Origin of the sequence: Exiguobacterium sp. s101 (genome assembly GCF_018617835.1) — a bacterium.
Classification (GTDB): Bacteria; Bacillota; Bacilli; order Exiguobacteriales; family Exiguobacteriaceae; genus Exiguobacterium; species Exiguobacterium marinum.
Genome location: NZ_JACSKX010000002.1, coordinates 99501 through 122912, shown reverse-complemented (window position 1 = coordinate 122912; position 23412 = coordinate 99501). Strand labels below are relative to the sequence as shown.

General features: G+C 45.0%; 23 protein-coding genes and 3 pseudogenes. 20 read left to right on the top strand and 6 right to left on the bottom strand.

Annotated elements, in window-relative coordinates:
* Nucleotides 1-51 precede the first annotated feature (51 nt).
* The 15 genes and pseudogenes from KNO76_RS02755 to KNO76_RS02700 all read left to right on the top strand — a co-directional run bounded on the left by KNO76_RS02755 (nucleotide 52) and on the right by KNO76_RS02700 (nucleotide 9835).
* Nucleotides 52-897, top strand: coding sequence for a YihY/virulence factor BrkB family protein (locus KNO76_RS02755; RefSeq protein ID WP_214882303.1), 846 nt, complete (start codon nucleotides 52-54; stop codon nucleotides 895-897).
* A 101-nt stretch (nucleotides 898-998) separates the two neighbouring features.
* Complete coding sequence (locus KNO76_RS02750; protein WP_214882301.1) at nucleotides 999-1922, top strand: LCP family glycopolymer transferase; 924 nt, start codon at nucleotides 999-1001, stop codon at nucleotides 1920-1922.
* Between the two features lie 86 nt (nucleotides 1923-2008).
* Complete coding sequence (locus KNO76_RS02745) at nucleotides 2009-3214, top strand: alpha-amylase family glycosyl hydrolase (RefSeq protein WP_214882298.1); 1206 nt, start codon at nucleotides 2009-2011, stop codon at nucleotides 3212-3214.
* Nucleotides 3215-3220: 6 nt separating this feature from the next.
* The gene (locus tag KNO76_RS02740) at nucleotides 3221-3988 is read left to right on the top strand and encodes a tyrosine-protein phosphatase (protein ID WP_214882296.1); all 768 of its coding nucleotides are present in this window, start codon (nucleotides 3221-3223) and stop codon (nucleotides 3986-3988) included.
* 183 nt (nucleotides 3989-4171) lie between these two features.
* Entirely contained in the window at nucleotides 4172-4507 is a 336-nt protein-coding gene (locus KNO76_RS02735; protein ID WP_214882293.1) for an HTH domain-containing protein, read from the top strand.
* Nucleotides 4508-4528: 21 nt separating this feature from the next.
* A complete protein-coding gene (locus KNO76_RS02730; protein WP_214882291.1) occupies nucleotides 4529-4939 on the top strand; it encodes a PRD domain-containing protein in 411 nt (136 codons plus the stop codon).
* A gap of 120 nt (nucleotides 4940-5059) precedes the next feature.
* Nucleotides 5060-5242: pseudogene (locus KNO76_RS14145) on the top strand (PRD domain-containing protein); the annotation flags it as partial.
* A gap of 15 nt (nucleotides 5243-5257) precedes the next feature.
* Nucleotides 5258-5974 carry a PTS sugar transporter subunit IIA gene (locus KNO76_RS02725; RefSeq protein WP_285800428.1) on the top strand — a complete coding sequence of 239 codons (717 nt, stop codon included), beginning with the start codon at nucleotides 5258-5260 and terminating at the stop codon, nucleotides 5972-5974.
* 80 nt (nucleotides 5975-6054) lie between these two features.
* A pseudogene (locus KNO76_RS14140) lies at nucleotides 6055-6627 on the top strand (PTS fructose transporter subunit IIBC); the annotation flags it as partial.
* A gap of 5 nt (nucleotides 6628-6632) precedes the next feature.
* Nucleotides 6633-7073 (top strand): PTS sugar transporter subunit IIA, encoded by a 441-nt coding sequence (locus KNO76_RS14135; protein WP_285800422.1) that lies wholly within the window; start codon nucleotides 6633-6635, stop codon nucleotides 7071-7073.
* Between the two features lie 79 nt (nucleotides 7074-7152).
* Nucleotides 7153-7404, top strand: a pseudogene (locus tag KNO76_RS14230) (type I phosphomannose isomerase catalytic subunit); the annotation flags it as partial.
* Nucleotides 7405-7569: 165 nt separating this feature from the next.
* Nucleotides 7570-8043: a class I mannose-6-phosphate isomerase gene (locus KNO76_RS14225; RefSeq protein ID WP_353047866.1), complete on the top strand. Its 474-nt coding sequence runs from the start codon at nucleotides 7570-7572 to the stop codon at nucleotides 8041-8043.
* A 57-nt stretch (nucleotides 8044-8100) separates the two neighbouring features.
* Entirely contained in the window at nucleotides 8101-8577 is a 477-nt protein-coding gene (locus KNO76_RS02710) for an ROK family protein (protein WP_214882619.1), read from the top strand.
* Entirely contained in the window at nucleotides 8577-8801 is a 225-nt protein-coding gene (locus KNO76_RS02705; protein WP_214882283.1) for a tRNA-dihydrouridine synthase, read from the top strand. The genes KNO76_RS02710 and KNO76_RS02705 overlap by 1 nt, the downstream gene beginning before the upstream one ends.
* A gap of 65 nt (nucleotides 8802-8866) precedes the next feature.
* Complete coding sequence (locus tag KNO76_RS02700; RefSeq protein WP_214882280.1) at nucleotides 8867-9835, top strand: aldose epimerase family protein; 969 nt, start codon at nucleotides 8867-8869, stop codon at nucleotides 9833-9835.
* Between the two features lie 75 nt (nucleotides 9836-9910).
* Here KNO76_RS02700 and KNO76_RS02695 read toward each other — a convergent pair whose 3' ends face one another.
* The 6 genes from KNO76_RS02695 to KNO76_RS02670 all read right to left on the bottom strand — a co-directional run bounded on the left by KNO76_RS02695 (nucleotide 9911) and on the right by KNO76_RS02670 (nucleotide 17758).
* On the bottom strand, nucleotides 9911-11947 hold the full coding sequence (locus KNO76_RS02695; protein ID WP_214882278.1) for a cellulose biosynthesis cyclic di-GMP-binding regulatory protein BcsB: 2037 nt from the start codon (nucleotides 11945-11947) through the stop codon (nucleotides 9911-9913).
* Nucleotides 11948-11960: 13 nt separating this feature from the next.
* Entirely contained in the window at nucleotides 11961-13208 is a 1248-nt protein-coding gene (locus KNO76_RS02690) for a glycosyltransferase family 2 protein (protein WP_026825201.1), read from the bottom strand.
* Between the two features lie 2 nt (nucleotides 13209-13210).
* On the bottom strand, nucleotides 13211-14902 hold the full coding sequence (locus tag KNO76_RS02685) for a DUF2334 domain-containing protein (RefSeq protein WP_214882275.1): 1692 nt from the start codon (nucleotides 14900-14902) through the stop codon (nucleotides 13211-13213).
* On the bottom strand, nucleotides 14892-15749 hold the full coding sequence (locus tag KNO76_RS02680; protein WP_026825203.1) for a GGDEF domain-containing protein: 858 nt from the start codon (nucleotides 15747-15749) through the stop codon (nucleotides 14892-14894). Before KNO76_RS02680 ends, KNO76_RS02685 begins: the two co-directional genes overlap by 11 nt.
* Complete coding sequence (locus KNO76_RS02675; protein WP_214882272.1) at nucleotides 15730-16803, bottom strand: hypothetical protein; 1074 nt, start codon at nucleotides 16801-16803, stop codon at nucleotides 15730-15732. The genes KNO76_RS02680 and KNO76_RS02675 overlap by 20 nt, the downstream gene beginning before the upstream one ends.
* 307 nt (nucleotides 16804-17110) lie before the next feature.
* Nucleotides 17111-17758 (bottom strand): acetyltransferase, encoded by a 648-nt coding sequence (locus KNO76_RS02670; protein WP_214882269.1) that lies wholly within the window; start codon nucleotides 17756-17758, stop codon nucleotides 17111-17113.
* A gap of 238 nt (nucleotides 17759-17996) precedes the next feature.
* Between KNO76_RS02670 and KNO76_RS02665 the strand changes: the two genes are divergently transcribed.
* The 5 genes from KNO76_RS02665 to KNO76_RS02645 all read left to right on the top strand — a co-directional run bounded on the left by KNO76_RS02665 (nucleotide 17997) and on the right by KNO76_RS02645 (nucleotide 23338).
* Nucleotides 17997-18842, top strand: a complete 846-nt coding sequence (locus KNO76_RS02665; protein ID WP_214882266.1) for an aldolase/citrate lyase family protein — start codon at nucleotides 17997-17999, stop codon at nucleotides 18840-18842.
* Entirely contained in the window at nucleotides 18839-19753 is a 915-nt protein-coding gene (locus KNO76_RS02660; RefSeq protein ID WP_214882263.1) for an NAD(P)-dependent oxidoreductase, read from the top strand. Before KNO76_RS02665 ends, KNO76_RS02660 begins: the two co-directional genes overlap by 4 nt.
* Before the next feature lie 93 nt (nucleotides 19754-19846).
* Nucleotides 19847-20977 (top strand): glycosyltransferase family 2 protein, encoded by a 1131-nt coding sequence (locus KNO76_RS02655; protein WP_353047858.1) that lies wholly within the window; start codon nucleotides 19847-19849, stop codon nucleotides 20975-20977.
* Nucleotides 20978-20987: 10 nt separating this feature from the next.
* The gene (locus KNO76_RS02650; protein WP_353047857.1) at nucleotides 20988-22145 is read left to right on the top strand and encodes a glycosyltransferase family 4 protein; all 1158 of its coding nucleotides are present in this window, start codon (nucleotides 20988-20990) and stop codon (nucleotides 22143-22145) included.
* Nucleotides 22146-22162: 17 nt separating this feature from the next.
* A complete protein-coding gene (locus tag KNO76_RS02645) occupies nucleotides 22163-23338 on the top strand; it encodes a hypothetical protein (protein WP_214882254.1) in 1176 nt (391 codons plus the stop codon).
* Nucleotides 23339-23412 lie beyond the last annotated feature (74 nt).

The following is a 23412-nucleotide window of genomic DNA, read 5'->3' as shown; positions in this document are numbered from 1 at the left end:
ATTGAGGTGTAGAATGATATAGATGAATACTTTATTGAAAGGCGGGCAGCTATGGGAGAGAATTTGTTTCGTTTGGCGGTGGACGTCAGGCACCGCTTCAAAGATCATCACATAAATGACTATAGCGCGACACTGGCCTTCTTCTGGTTTTTAGCCATCTTCCCGACGTTCTTTGTCCTCTTTGCCGTGATGGCATGGTTTCAAATTGATGATGCACTTCTCATCGAACAGATTGAGACGCTCATTCCAGGTTCGAGTGTCCGTGAGCTGTTGTCGGTCGTCTATGATGTCAGTGGGAATTTAAACGGAGGCTTGTTGTCAGTCAGTGCGATTATCGCGTTTTGGTCTGCTTCGAACGGGACGGCGCGACTCGTCAAACTGACTGTATTCGCTTATGGAGAAACGGAGGCGCGTGGTTACATTTTCCGTCGGTTGATTGGGTTACTCGTGATTTTAGCAGGCAGTATAGGTGCCGTCATCTTGATTGTCTTTCATCTATTTGGTCAGGAGTTTGTTCAACTTATTTATGCTCTTTATCCTGAAGTCGAAGAGTTTGACCGGTTGTCGACGATGACACGCTATACGGTCTCAACGCTCATCCTGATTATTGCATTCTCACTTTTCTATAAAATCGCACCACAACAGCGTGTGCGGTTCATGGAAACGATTCCGGGAGCCGTGTTTGCGGTCATCTCGTGGCAATTGTTATCAACCGGATACAGTATCTATGTCGAACGTTTCTCAATCCTCGGTGACACATACGGCACGATTGGTGCGGTCATCTTGCTGCAAATTTGGCTCTATTTGACGGCTGCGACGATGCTGATTGGTGCGGAAATCAATGCTACTTGGTCGAACCATATGACACGTCAACCGGAGAGGACGCATTTTCCGTGACAAATGAGGAGATATGACTATCATTTTTTGTGAACATACTTTAAAACAACCCGACCGCCGGGAATAAAATAGTACTATTTCACGGAAGAAGGTGTGGCCACGTGGCGAAACAACGTAAACCATCAAAGTGGAAAATCGTACTAATGGTTGTAGGAAGCGTCATGGCCTTGTTGCTCATTACAGGTGGAGCATTTGTCTGGTCGATGGTACAGGAAGTCGATGACACGGTTGCGCAAGTGAATGACAATTTAAAGATTAGCAAAGAACGTAAACAAGTGGAGACAATCGAACGAAAAAAAGCGGTTTCGATTTTATTGTTAGGAATTGACCGTCGGGGGAGCGAACAAGGACGGAGTGACTCAATCATCGTCCTGACGCTCAACCCCGAACTCGATGAAGGAGCGATGCTGTCGATTCCTCGGGACACAAAGACGGAGATTGTCGGAAAGGGGACACGTGACAAAATCAATCATGCTTATGCATTTGGTGGGGCCGAAATGGCCATGAACACGGTCGAGAACTTCCTCGATATCCCGATTGATTATGTCATCGAAACAGATATGGAAGCGTTCAGTGATGTGGTCGATGCGCTCGGCGGGATCACGGTCATGAACAAATTCGCCTTTGCGACAGACGGATTTACGTTTCCTGTCGGTGAAGTGAAGTTAGATGGAGAAGCAGCGCTCGCTTACACCCGAATGCGCTATGATGATCCGAATGGTGACTTTGGACGACAAGAACGTCAGCGAGACGTCGTCGCCGCCATCGTCGAACAGGGGCGGACGGACTTCTCTCTCGACAAGGTCACTGCGTTACTCGATGTCGTCGGAAATCAAGCGAAGACGAATATCGAACTCAATGAATTCGTCTCTTTGTCGACAGACTATATGAACGCATTTCGTAATGCGAGTGTCTTACGACTAGAAGGTACAGGAGGTTTAGAAGGGGATGGAATCTATTATTGGAATCCGGACGAGACCTCGTTGAGTGGCCTACAGGAAGAATTGAAGCGATTGATGGAGTGAGCTGTCTGACTAAGGTCAGGCAGTTTTTTTGTTTCAAACCGAACAGAAAGTGGGAGAAATAAAGAGATGCCAAGGAGGGATGAATCATGAAATGGGAAGCGATTGAAGAAGTGCTCCATGAACTCGGGGACACCGCACGACAAGACTGGAACCGATTGTTCGAGAAGTGGTCGAATCATCACTGGCACGATCATGGGCACCCTTCTGAAAAAACAAATATCTTGTTAGTGGATGCAGGCTTTATCCTCACGGACGGAAGAGCCAATTTAGAGGCGCTCCATCAATTGTTGGCGGATCACGTCCGAACGACAGTGAGTGACCTCTATCTCGTCTCACTGTTTCCATACAAAACGAGACAAAATGATACAGCCATCGACTCGCGCGTGCAACTGTTTGAAGATTTGGGGCGTTTCACGGATGAGTTTGATCTCATGTACGAGATGGTACCTGAAGCGTATAGCGAACATCAATTTGACCTGATCACCGAAACGGATGCACTCATTGAACGTTTAGCGTACGGAGCGACGAAAATCAGGGTTCACGTGGAATCGTTTCGTGGAATCGAACCAGAACGAATTAAACTAGTCCTCAAGCTGTGGAGAATGGTCATGCATGCGTATAAGCCGAATGCACAACTCGTCGTCGCCAATGAGCGAGTCGATTCTTCTATCGTGTACGAGCAAGAGGCGGATGTCGTCTGTCATTTTGATTTATCTAGTCATGTAATCTTAGCGTTTGCGCAGTCGGATGTGACAAGGTTGGCAGACTGGGTGAAACAGGTTCATCCACTATCATCGGATAAAACGTATTTTAATTTCCTATCTTCAGCGGAACGCGACCCGTTTGAGAAGAATTTAATGGATGCTACACCTGATGCGATTCTTGCTGCACACAGTGTGCTGTTCTCGCTTCAGGGCATTCCGTTGATTGACTACCGAACACTGTTTGGATTGGCACAACCAATCGAGCAAGACGAGTTGCTTCAAGCGCTAAAGCGTGATCCGAACCGCCTTCGTGTCTATGAGGGCATATTGAGTCAATTGAACGTCAAACGACTCCACCCGGCATTCTCACCTTATATAGGTCAAGAAGTGGTGAGTCTCGATCGTCGTATCTTTGCGGTCAAACGACAGCACAAAGATGAGACGCTTCTCTTATTGACGAATATGAGTGAAGAGACAGTGCAAACCGACTGTGAGGGGATGAGTCTTTTTACAGAAGAGCGGATGACAAATGTAACGCTTCGCCCGTATGAATACGTTTGGCTAAAACAATCTCACATTGGAGAGTGAACCCTCATGATTGATGTACATTGTCATTTGTTGCCTGAGGTGGATGATGGTCCACGCACAATCGAAGCGTCACTTCAACTGGCGAGACGCGCGGTGGAAGAAGGTGTGACATCGATTGTCGTGACGCCTCATGCGTATCATCCGTACTTTGAAACACGACATCACGATGTGGCGCTAGAAGTCGCACAATTGCAGCAACGACTAGACGAAGAAGGCATTTCATTAACTTTATACGTCGGACAAGAAATTCGGATTTTTGGGGAGTTGGTTAAAGCACTTGAGTCTGGGGAAGCACATTCACTCGCTAGGTCTCGCTATGTACTCGTGGAATTACCGAGTCAAAGCATACCGGCGTACACGGAAGCGTTGTTTTTTCAACTCCAAACGGCGGGTTACATTCCGGTCATCGCGCACCCTGAACGGAATCGCGAACTCGCGCTTCATCCTGAAAAATTGCATCATCTCGTATCGGCTGGCGCATTGTCGCAGGTAACGACAAGCAGTTTGACGGGGCAATTCGGAAGACAGGTGCGGGAACTGGCGCTTACGTTCATCAGTAACGCCTTGAGTCAAATCATCGCGTCAGACGCTCATAATGTAGAACATCGCGATTTCAATTGGCGAGCAGCGAAACAGGAAGTCGTCAATGAACTAGGAGAAGAGATGTGGGAGCAACACCTCCATTTCACGGAGCAAATCTTAGCAAATAAACAGATTGCGACGAACCCACCACGATTGCCAGAGAAAAACTGGCGGGGGAGTTGGAAGTGGTAAATAGAAACTGGATACCTTGTTTTTCTACTTTGAGTACAAGAAATGAAGTCCATCTCATTGGACCTCATTTCTTGTACTCTTATTTTTTAAATAAAGAAACAATTTGAAAGCAAATGTTCTTTACAGAATTTGTATAAGCGTTTATAACGAATATGCTATGCTTTTGGTGGAAAACTGCCAAAGATGGAATGCATGATGACGGAACGACAACAAAGGCTATTAGCGCTGTTACAACATAAAGAGTGGATGTCGACGAAGGATATCGCGTGGGCGCTTCCCTGTTCAGAGCGAACGGTGCGGACCGAGCTGCGGACGCTCGAGAAGCTGTCCGAGGTCCAGATTGAGACGAGTCGTGGGAAAGGGGTGCGGCTCCTCGAGAACCACTATGTCCTGATGCAGGAGGCAGAGCACGACGAGGGGCGCGTCGAACAAATCCTCATCCGACTCTTGTTTGACGAAATCAATTCACCTGCCGCAATCGCCAGCACATTCTACATAAGTGAGGCGACGGTCAAATAAGACATCGATACGATTGAACAGATGTTGACGGATGCGCATTTAACGTTTGATCGCCGGCATTGCCGCGTCGAGGGAGAGGAGCTCATTAGGCGGGAACTATTGACCCAGCTCTTGGTGAAGACGCGTTCGCCTCAGGCCCACGCGCAAGACGTGAGACTCGTCAAAGAGTTTCTAACTGATTGGGAGCAGGAGGTCGACAAACAGTATGCGGATACGGCGTCCGAACTCTTGCGGGCGCGCCTTCTCGTGGCGCTCAAGCGGATGCGCCGCCGCGCCTATGTGATGCTCTCGCCATCAGGACTTGAGATGGCACGCGCAACACGCGAATTTGTCATACTGATGCGCCGGGTGGATACGTGGGAACAATCACTCGGGATGAAGATTCCAAATGAAGAGCGGGCTTACTTCATGCTAGCGCTCTCAGACGCGTAAGAATTCAATCCGTCAGAAGATCATGTCACACCAGAGGTCGCGCGAGCCGCCAACCGGTTCGCCCTCGCCGTGAACGGAACGATTTATGGGGGTGCTTTACAGTGAGAGCTATATCGGTCTCTCCTCGCTCATATCCGGCCGATGGTGTATCGCCAACTGATCAAGGCGTATGTGCAAAACCCGCTCCTCAATCAAATCAAGCGACGTTTCACCGCCACTTACGCGGCCGTCTTACGACATGCCTCCATCTTGGAGAACGAGCTCGATCTCTATGTCACGGAAGATGAAGTCGGGTTTTTGACGCTTCATTTCCAAACGATGCTCGAAGAACGTCGGCGACAGGAGAAGAAACGAATCCTTTTAGTCTGTACATATGGGATGGGAACGAGCAAGTTGATTGCAGCGCGGCTACACAATCAGTTTCACGACTCGATTCACATCGTCGGCTACTCTTCGTTACGTGAGCTCGAGAAACAGGTCAAAGAGCATCAACCGGACTTGATTATATCGACTGTCCACATAGATGAACGAATGATTCCAGTCCATGTCGTATCTGCTGTCTTGACCGAACAAGACGTGAACCAATTGAGACAGCTAATCGGTGTGAATGGGAACTTCTATGCAACGATCGCATCTCTCGTCGAACACGTTCAATTTGTTGATGACATCTTGTCACGCGGACACGCCTTACATGTGTTGATAAATACGGCAAGTATTGATGAACGATACTCTGAAAGTGTATACAATCGAGAACGGAATGGTTCGACCTCGATCGGGCAGAACGTCGCCATTCCACACGGTGACCCAGAGCTCGCGACGACGAACCGAATCGATGTGCTCGTATTACGCACACCGATTGCATGGGGAGACGAACAGGTCCGGCTCATCTTCCTCCTTCAATTCCGAGATTCGGATCAAACCTTTTCGACACATCTGTTTGAAGAAATTGCCGCATTGACAGAAAATCCGAAGCTTGTCCGAGAACTGGTCGAGTCGAAAGACCCGCGTACGTTCCGCAATTTGCTGTTGCCGTAGACAACGGCAAAACGTTATCTGAAACCCCTTTCATATACGAATAAAGTACGGCCTGTCCAGTCGGGATTGCGCATACGTACATGGCGGCTGAGAAGCTCTCAAAGACTGGCACGGAACTCGGTCATGACGTCAAAGTCGAAACACATGGATCAATCGGGATTGAGAACGGATTGACTGAACAAGAAATCAAGGAGGCAGACGGGGTCATCATCGCCGCCGATAAGACGGTGGACCTCGAACGCTTCGCTGGGAAACGTGTTGTGGTGGTACCGGTCGCCGAGGCAATCAAACAACCGGCAGAACTGATCGAACGCATCAAAACTGCTCCGATTCAAAAGGGAGCAGTGAAGGACGTCAAGAAAGAGAAAGATGGAAACATTGTCTATCGAGCTCTCATGAACGGTGTCAGTCACATGATTCCATTTGTCGTCGGAGGGCTGTTGATTGCTCTTGCTCTCGCTATCGGAGGCGAACCGACAGCTAACGGACTTGCGATTCCAGAAGGTTCGATTTGGCAGAAGGTATTAGACGTGGGGGCGGCATCCTTCATGTTCATGGTTCCAATCCTAGCCGGTTATATCGCTTATGCGATTGCAGATCGTCCAGCCCTCGCACTGGGTATCGTCGGAGGATACATCGCTGCGAACGGTAGTACTACATGGAAGAGACATTGATTGAAGTGGACTTAGCGGCAACGTCACGTGAAGAAGCGTTTGAAGTATTGACACGAAAATTAGACGAAGCCGGGTACTTGAATGATCGTGTTGCATTTGTCACGGCACTTGAAGCGCGGGAAGCACTCAGTTCGACGGGAATCGGTTTTGAAGTCGCGATTCCGCATGGAAAGACGAATGCGGTCAATCGTCCAGTCATTGCCTTCGCAAAAGCACCGAAAGGGATTGAGTGGGATAGTCTTGACGGCGAACCGGCTAAATTGATTTTTATGATTGGTGTACCGGAAGCGTCAGAAGGGGATGAGCATCTACGGATTCTTGCTCTCTTGAGCCGACGTCTCATTGACGATGAGTTCCGTAACAAATTAAAGGAAGCGACAACTGTTGAAGAAGTCGTCATACAACTTGAAACGGTATACGCATAATGTATAGGACGCTCATGACGAGCGTCCTATTGGTATGCAATTAAATAAAAAATCAAAATAGGAGGATTCATGGGGTGGACGGAAGCTCGAAACGATGTTCGAATATGACATTCCAAAAGGGAACATCGGCGAGTGTTGGGGCATCTCGGACCATCCGAACGGGATGAGTGTCATCACTTCTAGGGAGTACGTGGGGCGTACGCTTGCTGAACTATGGAAGAAGGAACGCCATCTCTTCGGGGATTATACACTCGACAGCTTCACGCTTCTCGTTAAATTGCTTGATGCGGCGGATGACCTTTCCGTCCAGGTTCATCCGAACGATGAGGAAGCGATCCGCTTAGAAGGGGAGTCGTACGGAAAGACGGAATGTTGGTATGTCGTCGAGGCCGAACCCGGAGCAGAGTTGATTCTCGGTCATACAGCGGAGACGAAAGAAGAGTTGGCAAAGGCGATTGCGGACAGTGAGTGGGACACGTTGTTACATCGTCAACCGGTGAAGACAGGCGATTTTATTTTCGTGCCGAGCGGGACAATCCATGCGATTGGGGAAGGGATTGTCATCCTCGAGACGCAACAGTCTTCAGACACGACGTATCAGGTATATGACTTTGATCGGACAGACGATGCGGGAAATATCCGTGAGCTCCACCTGGCTCAAGCGATTGAAGTAACGACGGTACCGGATACGCCGTCAATCGTCCATCCGACGACGACAGAAGTGACGGGTGGAACGATTCAGACATTGATCGAGACGGACGAGTTCAACGTCTATCGGATGGATGTCACAGATGGGTTCACACTCAAGCCGCTAGACCGCTTCCGTCTCATCAGTGTACTCGACGGGACAGGTACGTTAGATGGGGTTCCGCTCGAGAAGGGCGACCACATCGTCGTAACGGTGAGCAATCAACCGCGCATCGTTACAGGTAGCATGGAGTTCATCGTAAGCGATTGCAACCCGAAGTGATGACGAACCGAGACTATTTTGATGGGAAGGGGATTTTCATATGTTTGGAGCGATTGAATTAGGAGGAACGAAAATCGTCTGCGGCGTCGGCACGGAAACAGGAGACATTATACGCCACGTGTCCATCCCGAAGACATATCGAACGGCGTCTGTCCGTATCACGGAGACTGCCTCGAAGGTTTGGCATCATGTCCCGCCATCGAGGCGAGACATGGCAAGAAGGCACACTTGCTCGATCCGACCGACCCGGCGTGGGACATTGAGGCGGATTATTTGGCGCAGGCGCTCGTCAACATCGCCCTCATTCTCGCACCGGAGCGGATGATTCTCGGCGGTGGTGTCATGAAGCAGTCACACCTGTTCCCGAAAGTACGTGAAGCGTTTCGACAGAAGATGAACGGCTATATCCAAAATCCGTATGTGAATGAGTTGGAGACGTATATCGTGCCACCGACACTTGGTGATTTCGCCGGATTAATAGGGGCGCTCGCCCTCGCTATCAAAAAAGGGGATGTCATCCATGCCGGGCGTTAATGGTTGGTAAGAAAGTGTATGAAGGTGACTTTCAATTTTTATGGGAAATGGTGCAGATTGTCTCGATTCCTGTCATTGCGGAAGGGAATGTGATTACACCGGAGCATGCACGTAAAGTTCTTGAAATTGGGACATATGCGGTCGTCGTCGGTGGCGCCATCACACGACCACAGCAGATTGCAAAGCGTTTTATGGAAGGGATTCACAGCCTGTCACCGAGGTAATGGAAGTGTAAGTCGTTCGATATGAGGGAATCGATAGGGAACGACTTTATAGGATGGGTGATTGGATGAAACAAGCAACGATTCAAAACAGTAACGGCATGACACTATCCGCCATCGACTATGGCTGTGCGATGACGGAGCTGACGGCCCCGGACCAAGAAGGTAACCTGGAATCGGTCATTTTGAAATACGGGGACGTCTCTCAATACTTAGAAAACCCGATTTATCTTGGATCGGTCGTCGGGCGAATCGCCGGACGCATCCGAAACGCAGAGATTGATGGTGTCGCCTTGTCCCCAAGCGAGGCGCCTCATCATATCCATGGAGGAGACAATGGCATCACGGCCCGTTACTGGGAGATGGATGCGGACGAACGGTGTATCCAGTTTACCTACGTGAGCCCGAATGGGGAGGAAGGATATCCCGGGAATGTCTTCTTCAAAGTGATTTATGAACTGACGGACGATAATGAGCTGATTGTCACGATGACGGCGGAGACGGACGAACTGACATGGGTCAACCTGAATCATCACAACTACTTTAATCTCGGCGGACGATCGACCATCCATGACCATATGCTGACGCTACCAGCGGATTCAGTCGGGGTGCTCGATGCAGAATCGTTGCCGACAGGAGAGTTGCGAGACGTGAGCGGGACGCCGTTTGACTTCCGAGATAAGAAAGCGGTCCGAGAAGCGCTCGAGTCTGGAGACGAGGCGATTGAGCGTGCTGATGGACTCGATCATCCTTTCATCTTGAAGGATGAACCGATCCGATTGCATGACCCGGTGAGCGGACGGACAATGACAATCGAGACGAATCAACCCGTCATGGTCGTCTATACGGGCAACTTTCTCAGTGAAGCGACGCCGGTGACGCTTGATGGTCGACAAAAACATAGCGCGATTTGTCTCGAGGCACAGGCGTTCCCGGACGCTCCGAACCATCCACACATCGCGACCTCGATCGAACTGAAACCGGGTGAATTGTATCATTCGCGAACGGTGTATCGGTTTTCAGCGAGTTCACATTAAAAAACACATCCGATTCGACAATCGGATGTGTTTTTAATGTGAACTTTCTGGCTTTTGAGCATGTAGACGCATCGGTTATTTCTTTTTGTTGCGACGTAGATAGAAAAGGATTGCGACAATGAGGGCAATCAATGCGATGAATCCGACGAAATACCAAGTCGGGTTCATCGAAGTAGACTCGTTAGACGTGACATCTCCTTCTGCTTGCTCACTTTGGATACTCGCACTATTCGTAAAAACTGCGCCATTCTGATTTTTTACCGCTACACTAAACGTCTCACTCGGAAAAGCAAGTGTTTGAATGAGGGCTGAATCGATCGTATCGTTCGTTGACACAACAATCATTGCCTTATCCTCGTTCCAAGGAGAAGGTTGAATCCATGCATATTCAGAAGACGTCTCTGGAACGAATCCATACTGCGACAAATCCACTTGATTGTCTTTTGTGACGAGCCAGCTCTCTTTCTGCTCGTTGAAGAGGGGACTTTGCTCCGGATCTCCGATATAGATGATCGAGCGGTTAGAGACCGTCTCCTCGGTCACGTCTTTGGCCCGAATAAACTCGACTTGTTGCGTTAAAGGTGTGATCGGTAAACCACTCATCACGCCAACCATGTTTTGCAAAGTTTGTGCATTCGATTCGTCCGGGATCACGAACACAACACCAGGATCAGTCGAAAATAAACTGGCCATATTCGAGAAAACCTTGTTATTTGCTTCTCCACTTCCTTTTGGCAATGTCAGCTGACTGTCACTCGAGATGAAAATCCAGCGATCTAAATCACTCTCGTTACATGGCGCTTCAGAACGAAGACCGTTCGCTTCAAACGATACATCTAAAAACGTATCCTTTTGAAGTGTCGATGCATCGATTTGAATCGTATATTGCTGCCATTCTTGATCATCCTCTAAAGGCGAGAGCGGGATGGAGTGTGGGGTGCCGTTCACCCATGCAATCAACTCCGGAGACACGTCATTGTTCTGCTCAGACGTTACGTACGCCGATGTCTTGAAACGGACATCCATCTCCACGGTGGATTGCCGATCGATGACTGGTAACGGATAAAAGTAGTTTTGACTGACGGCTTGGGTCCCGCTCAACATAAAGTCAGAGGCTCCGAGTGTACGTAAATCAATCGTATCACCACTTTTTTGAACGGAAGGTGTACTTGATAGGACGAGTTGATTCCCATTCAGCTGTTGCCGTTGCGTCGTAATGAGGAGATGGTCCACTGTCCCTTCGAAAGAAGCCGCATCTTCTGCGAGAACGAACATCGCATCGACGGCCGTATCATTGTTGACGATTCGAGCTTGCTCAAACAAGACATCCTCACCTTCAGGAAAGGTTGCTAGTCCCTCAATCAACGTTTGGACGGGACCAGTGAACGAGTCCGTCTGACCGACGAACACGTACCGTCCATCCAATGTTTTCAATTGTCCTTCATATTGAAGGGATACGTTATTCGGGTTGGTAGCATCCCCTTGCAGCTGTCGGAACAGAAGAAGTCCCGCTTCTAAAGACATCGTGTCCGGTGAGTCCGGGAGTACGATTGTCAAATTTTGGTTCGTTGTTTGGATGAAAGGGTTCGGGTAATCGTTTAAAGCGAGTTCGACCTTGCTTCCAATCGATAGAAAGCTAGATGGAAGAACTGTCAACCAACTTCCCGACGTGTTTCCGGTATCACACATGCGTCCTTCAATCACGCCCGTGAAGCGCACGGTGACTTCGTGTGTTCCTTTCGTTAAATGTTCATTTTGAAGTGGGACACGTATGTTACCTTGTGAGGACTCCTTAGATAGTGCGACTGACTTGAGTGGTTCTCCATCGATATCGATGGTGAGTGCCGACGGGGGAATTAACAGTTCAGAGTGCGCCCAGTCGACGGATACGTATTTTGAGGAAGCCGCTTTCTCATCTCCGAGCATGGTATATGTGTACGTTCGAGAAGACGTTTCACCAGGCAATACATCATCTCCGGTCGTCAATAAGCGTTCTCCCACATCGCTTGCGGAATCGATGGGTAATGAGGAGCGAAGCTCTGTTGCAGCTTGTACTGAAAAAGTTGAGAAAATCAAGAATACGGTCAATAAGTAGAGTGTAATTTTTTTCATAATATCCTCCCCTTCATTCGAATCGGTCTGTTTTGTACCATCTCACTTCTTGATTAAACAAGACGCGTTTGATCTCGAGGTAAAGCGAGTAGATGACGAGTAAAATCCATAACTGGCTGTACGTGAAGTACATCAGAATGACAGTGAAGAAGTTTGGAATGTTAAATTCAGAACGCTCGATACTCAGTGTCACAAATACTTCCGTCACAAAGAGAAGGAATGCAAGAACCCATAAAACCAAAGTGATGTTTCCTACCTCGAGACCGATGTCGAAAAACAAATTGATGATAAATAAACCATTTGATAAAATGACCCCAAAGAAAAACAAAAAATAGGTGAAGAAAAAGTAAATGATGTCGAAGACGATTTTCTTTCGTTTCAACGAGAACAGTTGACGCATAAATTTGAGGACGACGTATTGATTCCCACGTGCCCAACGCGTTCGTTGTTTCCACCATACTTTTAGCGTCTGTGGCTCTTGTTCCCATGTGATTGCGGCCGGGAAAAAGCGGATATGCCACCCGAGTTCGTACACACGAACCGTCAATTCAGTGTCCTCCGCGAGTGCCGCTTCGTCCCATCCCCCAAGTTCTTCGATAATAGTACGGCGTATGGCGAAGTTTGTCCCAGGAATAGTGGAGATGTTGAACCATTTCCACCTGCCTGCCTGTGCCATCCACTGGAAGCAAATCGTTTCAATGTTAATAAAACGGGTCAATAAAGTCTCATATGCATTCGTCACTCGGAATTTTCCGACGACGGCCCCCGCATCCGGGTCGTTGACAAGTCCCATCACGAGGTGATACACACCATCCTTTTCGGGTGTGTTATCCGCATCATATATGACGAGAACATCACCGGTCGATTGGGTCAATCCATAGTTTAAAGCAGAGGACTTTCCTTTTCCTGCGTAATCCGGTGTTGTTTGGACGACATGGATAAATGAGAATTTTTCTGCGAACGTTTGGGCGATTTCACCAGTGCGGTCAGATGAGTTGTCATTGATCAAAATAACCTCAAGTTTATCGTGTGGGTAGTTGATTCGAGACATTGCCCGAAGCGTAGCGGCGACGACAACCGCTTCATTATGGGCGGGAATTAGGACCGAAACTTTTGGCAAGTTCTTCATGTTCTTCGACCATTCAGGGATTGGATTACGAAATGTCATGTAATGCCAAAATCCACCCTGCATTAAAAACATATGGTATAGAAGCATCGTCCAAATCATGACGAGCGAAAATAGGAATAAGAGATTTGCCATGATTATCCACGCTCCTTAAATAATCGTTTTTTGCGCTGTCCACGCAGGTAGAGTGTATATAACAAAAATGTCAGGACAGCGACGAACGTGATGAGGGCAAGGACTAAGAGCGCTCGTTCAAGAAATGAGGTCGGGGCGTACAGGCTCAACTGACTCATTACGCGAGAACGGTCGTCTTGCAGTGTAAGATCGCCGTTTGTAGCTGTGATGGAGACATTTTCTGTACGAACCCATTCATTTTGCTCACGTAAGTCAAGCCAGCGAAAGTCGGGTGTGGACTCCATCATGTTGACGAGATCCGATAAATGTTCTGTTCCGAGATAAGGGTGATAAAAACCGCCAATCATCGAATCACGTACAATCATCAGTTCGTCACGCGCGCGACGCATTTCGTCGACCGGTCTTGGAAGGTCGGTTCGAACGTATCCAATTGTTTCTGGGTATAAGGTCATTCCATGTAGAAGCGACGGTTTAGCAATATAAGGAGTCGAGCCCATAACTTCCCAATTTGTGTTACTAAATTGTACTTGTCCAAATATATTAGAAAAATAATTCGATGTTAAGGCATATCCTGAATGTGACATCGTATAGTGTGGTGCTTCAAATCCTAGAGGCTTAAGGTCGAGTGACACAAGCTTATGAATCGAGTTCGTTAATTTTGACTGCATATAAGCCGTTTCTCCCTCTAATAACGTCGTTACGTATTCAGTATAATCACGATTGTTACTGAACGCTTCACGTTTTTTTAGAAGGGGAGGCGTTTCATTCGAAGGAACGAGTACCGGCTGATTGTTCTCGACATCCCAAAACTCAAATCCTTCTCCTGTTTCTGAAGAACGATATTGATGAGTATATCCATGTGAGATGACGGAAGCACCACGTTTTTCAAGACTTTGAATAACATCAAGCAGTTCTGGACGGTCGGTATAGTGAATAAGTTGCTCACTCCCTGGTTCGGCATACACTGTAATTACCGCTAACAGAATTGGTACGTCTCGGTCTAACAGATAGTTCCCTACCTCTTCAAGGAGTTTTGGATCTGTGCTCGGATTAATATCTTCTAGTCGAAGATACCCAAGATGCTCATTTGATGATTCGACTTTAAAAAAGTCAAATAGGCTATCCGCTACGAGTAAAGAAGAACGGTTCAATAAATTGTGAATTCCTGAATAAAAATGGTCATCTGTTTGAACGATGACCGCTTGTTTTTTATCATTGTGCATCGAACTTGCGTGCACAATTGAAGCTGGGTCATTTACAGTCAGGATTGAGTCAGCTGATTCGAAAGTTAAAAAATGGTTGGTACGCGCTTGATGGAATTTGGAGACTCCTTGTTTCGTTGTTGTTTCTAGTTTCTTAAAGATATCAAGTTGATTCACGTTATAGCCGATTCCATACAATGAAGAGTCTAACTGGTTAATTCGCTCACGAGTTGATTCAGGAATTGTCGCAGGATTTGCACCGAAGTAAAATAAGTGAGTTGTCCCACTAAACGATTCTTTTGATACTTCAGTGTCGCGAAGGATGTCGATTTTCTCCGAAAAGTGGGAAATCAGAGCATCCAATTTGTAGACTTCTGGTGGAATATCATTTGTTTCTGAACTAAAAACGATTGTAACGCTCGGTTCTTTTGCAAAAGAAATTTGTGGGATACCAACTAAGACAAGAATGAGAATAATCATTTTATAACGCATAACTCTTCAACTCATTTCTCAATAATCCGAGGACGTCATCAGGTGATTCGATCTTTGCTTCTTTTGTGACGGTGTAGTGGGCGATATGGTTCGTGAAGGATACCTTTTTGCCGTTTGACAGCTCGTAGTCCCCAATCAATTGTCGGAAGCGATTCAAAATGATAATCATATCCGATTCAGAAGCATAAGGTAGAATGAGCGCGAACTCTTCCGTGGACAATCGAAATTTTTTATCGGTCGTTCGTGTCGATTGGTGAAGACGTTCACTAAAAAATGTTAAAAAACGTGTTGCTTCCTCATTTCCATAGAGTCGTATAAATTCTGTGAAGTAGTCGATTTGATAGAGCAGGACGGTGAATGATTCTCCGTGACGGTTTGTACGATTGATTTCCAACTGAAGTTCAAGTTCAAAACGTTCTTTATTGTCAAGTCCCGTCTCCTCATCGATTGATACGAGTCGTCTGACCTTCTCCTGTAATGAAAGATTTAATCGGTTTAATTGATTGATTCGTGCATAAATACTTCCGCTTAAAATGACAAAAACAATCAACCAGACACCAAACTGTAAGAGGGTGGCTTCTGAGAACAAAAACATTTGGTCGGTAGGTCGGAAAAATAGGTTCCAAAAGTACAGGCTTCCGAATAAAAATAAAATTACCAGGGCCGTGAATAATCCGGCACGCATCCCTGCAAACAAGCTAATAAATAAAGCTAAAGCAATTAGTAAAGACCCTTCAATCGTTACATTTCCTAGGTCCGGCATGTACAGTAGAAATAGAACGGCAGCGATCAACAAAAGTCCAATTTGTAAACTGACTAAACTTGTTTTACGGAATGAGGTATCCATCGATTAGTCCCCCTTCTGCTAATAAAGGCAGTAAATTGTCAAAAGCGTGAGTCTCTTTCGTATCTACATCAACATACCCTCCATAGTAATCAGATGATGAGTCGGAAACCATCGATGAAGTGAGTCGATTCATCACTCGCTCTGCAAAGTCCCGTTCATCACGCTCGAGTAAATAAAAGATTGCCAACGCATAGACTGCTTGAGACTCATAGTTGACAGTTGGTTTTTTTGAGTTGAGGTCGTACCGTCCGTAGACAATCCCGTCACTGAATGTCTCTTTAAAGAAAGAATAAAACGATGCGGTCGATAATCCGAACTGTTCATAGCGCAAGGCGACATATAACTGATCAATCATATTGATTTCCTCATCGAACTGATACGTCTGAGTTGAGATGACGTAAGATTTTGCGAAGAACGGTTCGCTCAGCGGCGCATTACTCAATACTTGTTTGCTGTTGTCGTACAAGTCGTTCACGGCCATGTGGCGTAGGGCGTCCTCATCTAGGTAGCTTAAAGTCAAAACGTCTGCACGTTCCTTTGTTGCCAAATCGACGAAGTCAACGGGGATCCCATCTTTGACCCCAATTGATGTGAGAGAAGTGCCAATCTGTTCAGCCAATTCAATGTAAGAAGGTTCATCAAACGCATCTCCCGCTTCATACAGGGCGTGAACGATTCGAGCATCATCAATCCAGGCATTCGCAGGGCTTCGTGTAAGCTCATCGTTCGTCCTTTCAAGTCGCCAACTAACCAAATTAGATGCATGCAAGAAATGCTCGGTGAGCACATCGACTTGTGAGGCAAATTCGTCTGCGCGATCCCGTTCGACTAAAAATAGCAAATAGAGTCCGAGAGACTCAGATAAAAATTCGTTTTCACGATTGGTCACATTCGTTTGGATGAGACCTTTTTCTGTTAACAGATGACTTCGAATGAATGATTCTGTTGGAAATTCACTCTCGTAGTCTTGAGGAAGCTCAGTTTCTTCTTTGTTATCTGAACATCCGTACAATAAAAATAAACATGAGAGTGAGATAGAAATAAGGTGTCGCATAGACTCCCCCTTGATAAAGTGTAGTTTTTAAATGTTTATAATAATTTATACCCTAATAAACTCCTGCCTACTTCCTTATGTTGTTTAACCTTAAAAAAAAATAACTTCTTTTCTAGTCACTCAGAAGAACTAAAGTGATGACATCGATGATGAATGTCTTTTTCGATTGTTTTACAGTGCGGTCTGAATGAATAAGTTTATTATATCGATTCGTTACACATAAAAAAAACCCTGAATGCTCGATACTTAGAAAAAGTGTCGATATTCAAGGTTCAGTTCATAGGGTTTAGTACGAATTTCTTCGTTTTTATAAATATGTCTCTCGGACTTCACGGCTACGCGTGACCTTAGCTGGTGTTCCATAAGCAATTACTTGACTTGGTAGGTTGGAGACAACAGTCGCTCCGGCGCCGACGACTGTGTCGGGTCCGACGTGAATGTTATGAATGACCGTGGCCCCCATGCCGATGAAAGATCTAGTCCCGATTGTTACACCACCGCCAAGATGTGCACCAGGTGCAATCGAGCTAAAGGGTTCAAGACGACAATTGTGATCAACCGAAGCCATCGTATTGACGACACAATGTTCTTGAAGGACAGAATTCGGATTAATGACACTCCCCGCCATCACGGCGACCCCAGGACCGATGGACACGTTACGTCCGACAATCGCGCTCGGATGAATCGCTGAAATAAATTCAAAATCTGGCATACGTTCTCTTACCTTGATTGCGATGGACGCACGACGATCGTTATCTCCGACACCGATGATTCCTTTTCGAATGATAGAATTGGCACCAATTAGACCAAGAACGGGATAACCATAGATGAATTTCCCTACAAGTTCTGGACTGTCATCGTAAATGCCCGCAATTCGATAGAGTCCCATTAATTCTAAAATATCGATAATGACTTGTGCGTGACCGCCTGCACCAAAAATCACAATCCACTCCATCGGAAGTCACTCCTTTTTTGTTGAAAAATGTCGAATAGATTTGTCTGTAATGACATTATTTCCGATTCTTTTGATTTCAAACAGAATGACAATGAATAAACGAACATGAAATGGTATCGTGATTGATAAACGATGAGATAAAAGTATTTTAAATGATGTTATTTATTTCTGTTTCGTTGTTCTTGGAAACGGATATTTTGTTAAAGTCCTTTATCGCGCTCAGGAAGGAGAAGAGACTATGTCTTTGACGTTAATGTACATTACAAATCAACCTGAAGTAGCACGTGTTGCGGAGCAAAATGGAGTTGATTGGATTTTTATTGACCTTGAAATAATGGGGAAAACGGAAAGGCAAGGTCATTTGGATACAGTGATTTCCCGACATAACTTTCAAGACATCAGTCGGGTACGTGCAGTGTTGAAACATTCAAAACTACTTGTAAGAGTGAACCCGATTTTCCGAGGGTCCCGTCAAGAAATTGACGAGGTGATTAATCGCGGTGCGGATATCGTTATGTTGCCTTACTATAAAACGACGGACGAGGTAAAGAGACTGATTGAATTTGTTCATGGTCGTGCCAAAGTTTGTCTTCTTTGTGAGACGAAAGAAGCTGTAGAATGCATGCCTGATGTTTTAAAGTTAGATGGAATCGATTTTATTCATATTGGGTTGAATGACTTACATTTAAGTTATGGACAATCTTTTCTTTTCGAACCACTTGCGAACGGATTAGTGGAAAAAATCATTAATCAAATACGTGAGCAGGATATTGTTTACGGATTTGGTGGAATTGCTCGTATAGGGGAGGGCAAATTACCTGCAGAAAAAATTTTGGCTGAGCACAAACGTCTTGATTCTTCGCTCATTATTTTATCACGGAGTTTTTGTAATTTAGGGAATGTTAAAATGATGTCTGCATACCAAACTCAACTTTTTAAAGAGGGGGTTTGGAAAGTAAGGGCATATGAGCAACACCTGAAATATGTATCCTCAGACTGGTTGGAAAAAAATAGACGCAGTCTCGTTTTGGATGTTGAAAGTATTACTACAGAAATTCAAACACAGAAAGGGATTTTGTTATGAATGTATTGGTAACAGGAATGCGTCTATCGTTAAATCAAAAAGAACAACTAGAACAAATCGGATGCAAAGTCACTATGCTAGAGCAAGAGTCCGATATCTCACTACAAGATGTGACAAAAGTAGAAGTGCTCGTTTGTCAAAATATTTTCGCTTATAGACAAGTCGAGGAGTTTCCTCAGCTGAAAATCGTTCAAGCAGTGAGTGCCGGCTTAGATCGATTGCCTCTTGAAGAGTTAAAAGAACGTGGTATTGAGGTTTATAATGCCGGCGATACATACGCCGCGCCAATGGCGGAGTGGATCATATGGCAACTTCTTGATTTTATGAAACATGGTGCATCACTTCGTGAAAAACAATCCAACCGGAAGTGGGAAAAAGAGCGACGCTTACTCGAATTGACAGGGAAGACAGTGACCTTACTTGGTGTAGGTCATGTGAGTGAAGCCATAGCGACAAGACTTCGACCATTTGGTGTTCGCCTAATTGGAGTTGGACACCGAGAAAAAGTAGTTTCATTTGTCGATCAATATGTTTTGATGAATGAGCTACGAGATGTATTACGTGAAAGTGACGTTATTATTCTTGCGCTTCCACTGACGGAAGATACTTATCATTTAATAAATGAGGAAACACTCGAGGTGATGAAAGAGGATGCTATTCTGATGAATGTCGCACGGGGAGCGATTATTGATGAGACCGCTCTTGTTTCAGTGCTAAAAGAAGGGAAATTTTTTGGTGTATCTCTTGATGTGTTTGCATCAGAACCACTACCATCAGACCATCCATTGTATGATTTTGATTGGGTGTCTATCAGCCCCCATAACTCCTATGTATCCGATCAAGTGAATGATCGATTGTTCAGCAACATTTTGAGTAATCTAAAACAAGTTCATACAAATCATGAACGTTGACTCGAGAGCCTTTGGATCTCGGGTTTTTGTTTTGATAATTCACTAAAAAATTATATCGAACTCTCTTCAATTCGGATTTATCCATTTTTTTGAATGGGAACAATGACATATAACGTCATTTCTGATTGCCCCGTACACCTTGAGACAAACAGCATAGAAGGAGTGAGAAGGATGTCAAAGAGCATGCCGTTAGTCAGTCTAGTTGTTCCTATTTATAACACTGCACCTTACATCGAACAATGCCTTGAAAGTCTTGTCAATCAAACCTACCCAAACCTTGAAATTATCTGTATCAATGATGGAAGTACGGATAACAGTTTTGGTGTTTTACTGCAGTATGACTCGGATTTACGCGTGCAACTATATGATCAGACAAATAGAGGGTGTTCATTTTCTCGGAATCGAGGACTCAATTTGGCAGATGGAGAATACATCATGTTCGTTGATAGTGATGATTGGCTTGATTTGGACGCCATTCGCCTAATGGTAGAACATGCCGAGAGAGAACGAGCAGATGCAGTTATGGGAACATATGTCCGAGAATACGAGGGACGTTCTTTACCTAAACATATTTTTAACGCAAACTTCCTGTCTTACGATGAAGAAGAAACCAAGCGATACGTTCATCGGCGTTTATTCGGACTTATGGGTGAGGAACTAGCTCGTCCGGAAACAGTGGACGCCCTGAATTCAAATTGTATTACCTTATATCATCGTGATTTGATTAAACATTTATCTTTTGATAGCACATATGGATCATTCGCAGATTTATACTATCAAATTCGTGCGTTGGAGAATTGTAAACGATTTATTTATATCGATTATCCTGTTTATCATTATCGGAAGACAAATGTAACATCGATGACGAGTACGTATCAAACAAATTTGATTGCTTCTCGGATTGAGTTCTTTCACATCCTCATGCGTTATATCGAAGAGCGAAATCTCGGTGAAGATTACAATCGTGCGCTTTATAATCGAATCGCACTAAGCATGATTGGGATTGGGTTGAATGAGATTTGGTCTCAAAAATCACTTTTGAATCAAGCGGAAACGTTGAAGCAAGTGTTGCGTCAAAAAGAATTTCGCCAAGCATATTCTCAAATTGATATGAAGTACTTCGATTTGAAATGGAGGACGTTCTTCCAACTTTGTAAACGTGAACAGACCATTTCACTCGTTCTAATGTTACGGAGTGTCGACTATTTACGGAAACGTGTATAAAGGGGTGTTGATGATGAAACGTGTCCTCATGGTCGCGTCGGTTGTATCCATGATTGAAAGTTTTAATCGTGACAATATCAGAATACTACAGGAAATGGGTTATGAGGTTCATGTTGCAACGAATTTTGAGTGGGGGAGTATGTACTCTAAAGAAAAAATCACACGTATTCGGGAGAGTCTTCAAAGAGAAGGGGTCTCCATGTTCCAAATCGATTTTGAGCGTGACATAAAAAAAATAAACCGGCATGTTAAAGCTTTTCAACAATTGAAAGATGTACTTTCACAACAAACGTATGAATTTATCCATTGCCATTCTCCAATCGGTGGGGTGATTGGCAGACTGGTTGCTCGCCAAACCGAGACTCCCTGTATGTATACAGCGCACGGGTTTCACTTTTTCAGAGGTAGTCCTTCGCTTAACTGGTTACTTTATTATCCTGTGGAGCGTACACTTGCTCATTTAACAGATACACTGGTCACGGTGAACCAAGAGGATTATGAACGGGCATTGACGTTCAAAACGTCCCATACGTTCCGGATACCTGGGATTGGAGTCGATACGAATCGAATTGAGCAAATCTCCATCAATCGATCTGAGAAACGCAATAATCTAGGTGTTTACCAAGATTCAGACTTTGTACTGTTGTCGGTCGGAGAACTGAATGAAAATAAAAATCATGAAACGATTATCCGAGCGATCGCGACGTTGAAAGATCGAAACGTTCAATATTGGATTGCCGGAACCGGCGATTCGAAAGAGCGCCTCGAACGAATGATTATCGAACTTGAACTAAAAGAACAAGTACATTTACTAGGATTTCGAGAAGATGTATTTGAAGTGATGAAAGCTGCCGACTGCTTCGTTTTTCCTTCTCGTAGGGAAGGGCTTGGCATGGCGGCCCTAGAAGCGATGGCAGCGGGCCTGCCTCTAATCACATCAAATGTTCATGGAATCAATGATTATTCAGTTGAAGGTGTGACAGGTTATAAATGTGCACCTGATGACATCGCAGGTTTTGCCCGAGCGATTCAAATGATGCGTATTGATTTAAAAGTGGCACAACAAATGGGATCGAATAATATAAAAACTGCTAAGTCCTATGATATTGAGCAGTCAAAAATCGAAATGAGACGAATTTACGAGTCCGTTCAAGCTTCTGGACATTAAAGTGAGGGGGGGCCGTCATGAAACTTAGATCAGAAGTGAGTATCGTACGATATTTGGTACTGATTTATTACTTACTTGCGACGACAGTCTTTTATATGCTTGCCATTTATGTAAGTGGGAATGGTATATCTTTTCAAATTTTTGGTGGGGGAGATGACGGCCTATTTTATTGGGAACAAGCCATGAATGTCTTTTATGACTTATCGTGGATCCGAACTTCTATATACCCTTGGATTATTGGGAAATACCTCCAACTGATTGGGGCGGAAAGTGTATTTGCGATTCGTATGTTTAACTTTGCTGGTGTCGTATTGCTTATCCACTTTTCACTGAAATTAGTAACTGTCCAATTGGAATCTATTTCTCTAAAGAAAAATGCCACAGAAATTCGAAAAAGAGCTTATCTCTTCTCACTTGTCAGTTATATCGCCTATATTAGTTTGTTTTTCAATATCACTACGTCAATTTTTCGGGATGTATGGATTTATATGTTGTTCGTGACTGCCACATATTTAGCTACACGTTGGTTATTTGAAAAAAATTGGACCTATTTTATGCTCCTTGTTCCGACAATTTGGCTACTCGGTCAATTCCGAACTTACGCTCTTCTTTCTTTTGTGTTGGCGATGAGTATTTGGTTTGTATTTACACTCGTTAAGCGTCCTGTTGTATTCCTAATTATGTTTCTTATTGTATTCGGCGTCATTTATTCATTCTTTATGGATATCCAAGTTCCTATTGTTGAACGTACACTTCGCTCTGCCTTACAGTATCGATCCAGCGGGCTAGGTCAGTTAGGGGGGAGTAGTCAAATGGGGATTCAACTTGATGCAACGAATTATCTAGGTTTCTTGGCAAATTATGCACACAGTTATTTGGGTAACTTAGTTGGACCTTTGCCATGGCACATTCGGAGCGTGTCTACATTAATCGCCTTTGTAATTGAAGCGATTCCGATGATTTTGATTTTAGGGTTTCTATGGTTGAGAAGAGGGTGGGTGACGAAAGTTCAAGGTTTCATTTTGACACAAGCTTTTGTATGGAACGGACTGATTGCCATCACCAACGACAACATTGGTACATCATTACGATTACGAGCTATTGCATATTTACTGATTTTACTTGTATTCGTTGTCACCTATAGTCAGTGTCGTGCTGAGACAGGGAAAAAGTCATCGTCATTCTCTCGCTAATGAAGATTTCAAAAGAATGATAAGTATCTCTTTCCTATTTTGAATTGAATGATTTTCGGAGAGGGAAAGGTTCA

Coding starts and splice junctions, on each gene's coding strand:
- KNO76_RS02745 (WP_214882298.1), top strand. CDS start 2,009: ATGAAATGGGAAGCGATTGAAGAAGTGCTCCATGAACTCGGGGACACC.
- KNO76_RS02685 (WP_214882275.1), bottom strand. CDS start 14,902: ATGCGTTATAAAATGATTATTCTCATTCTTGTCTTAGTTGGTATCCCA.
- KNO76_RS02740 (WP_214882296.1), top strand. CDS start 3,221: ATGATTGATGTACATTGTCATTTGTTGCCTGAGGTGGATGATGGTCCA.
- KNO76_RS02755 (WP_214882303.1), top strand. CDS start 52: ATGGGAGAGAATTTGTTTCGTTTGGCGGTGGACGTCAGGCACCGCTTC.
- KNO76_RS02655 (WP_353047858.1), top strand. CDS start 19,847: ATGGGAACAATGACATATAACGTCATTTCTGATTGCCCCGTACACCTT.
- KNO76_RS02695 (WP_214882278.1), bottom strand. CDS start 11,947: ATGAAAAAAATTACACTCTACTTATTGACCGTATTCTTGATTTTCTCA.
- KNO76_RS14135 (WP_285800422.1), top strand. CDS start 6,633: ATGGAAGAGACATTGATTGAAGTGGACTTAGCGGCAACGTCACGTGAA.
- KNO76_RS02665 (WP_214882266.1), top strand. CDS start 17,997: ATGTCTTTGACGTTAATGTACATTACAAATCAACCTGAAGTAGCACGT.
- KNO76_RS02670 (WP_214882269.1), bottom strand. CDS start 17,758: ATGGAGTGGATTGTGATTTTTGGTGCAGGCGGTCACGCACAAGTCATT.
- KNO76_RS02730 (WP_214882291.1), top strand. CDS start 4,529: ATGTTGACGGATGCGCATTTAACGTTTGATCGCCGGCATTGCCGCGTC.
- KNO76_RS02660 (WP_214882263.1), top strand. CDS start 18,839: ATGAATGTATTGGTAACAGGAATGCGTCTATCGTTAAATCAAAAAGAA.
- KNO76_RS02735 (WP_214882293.1), top strand. CDS start 4,172: ATGGAATGCATGATGACGGAACGACAACAAAGGCTATTAGCGCTGTTA.
- KNO76_RS02645 (WP_214882254.1), top strand. CDS start 22,163: ATGAAACTTAGATCAGAAGTGAGTATCGTACGATATTTGGTACTGATT.
- KNO76_RS02680 (WP_026825203.1), bottom strand. CDS start 15,749: ATGGATACCTCATTCCGTAAAACAAGTTTAGTCAGTTTACAAATTGGA.
- KNO76_RS02725 (WP_285800428.1), top strand. CDS start 5,258: ATGCTCGAAGAACGTCGGCGACAGGAGAAGAAACGAATCCTTTTAGTC.
- KNO76_RS02650 (WP_353047857.1), top strand. CDS start 20,988: ATGATGAAACGTGTCCTCATGGTCGCGTCGGTTGTATCCATGATTGAA.
- KNO76_RS02705 (WP_214882283.1), top strand. CDS start 8,577: ATGGTTGGTAAGAAAGTGTATGAAGGTGACTTTCAATTTTTATGGGAA.
- KNO76_RS02675 (WP_214882272.1), bottom strand. CDS start 16,803: ATGCGACACCTTATTTCTATCTCACTCTCATGTTTATTTTTATTGTAC.
- KNO76_RS02690 (WP_026825201.1), bottom strand. CDS start 13,208: ATGGCAAATCTCTTATTCCTATTTTCGCTCGTCATGATTTGGACGATG.
- KNO76_RS02700 (WP_214882280.1), top strand. CDS start 8,867: ATGAAACAAGCAACGATTCAAAACAGTAACGGCATGACACTATCCGCC.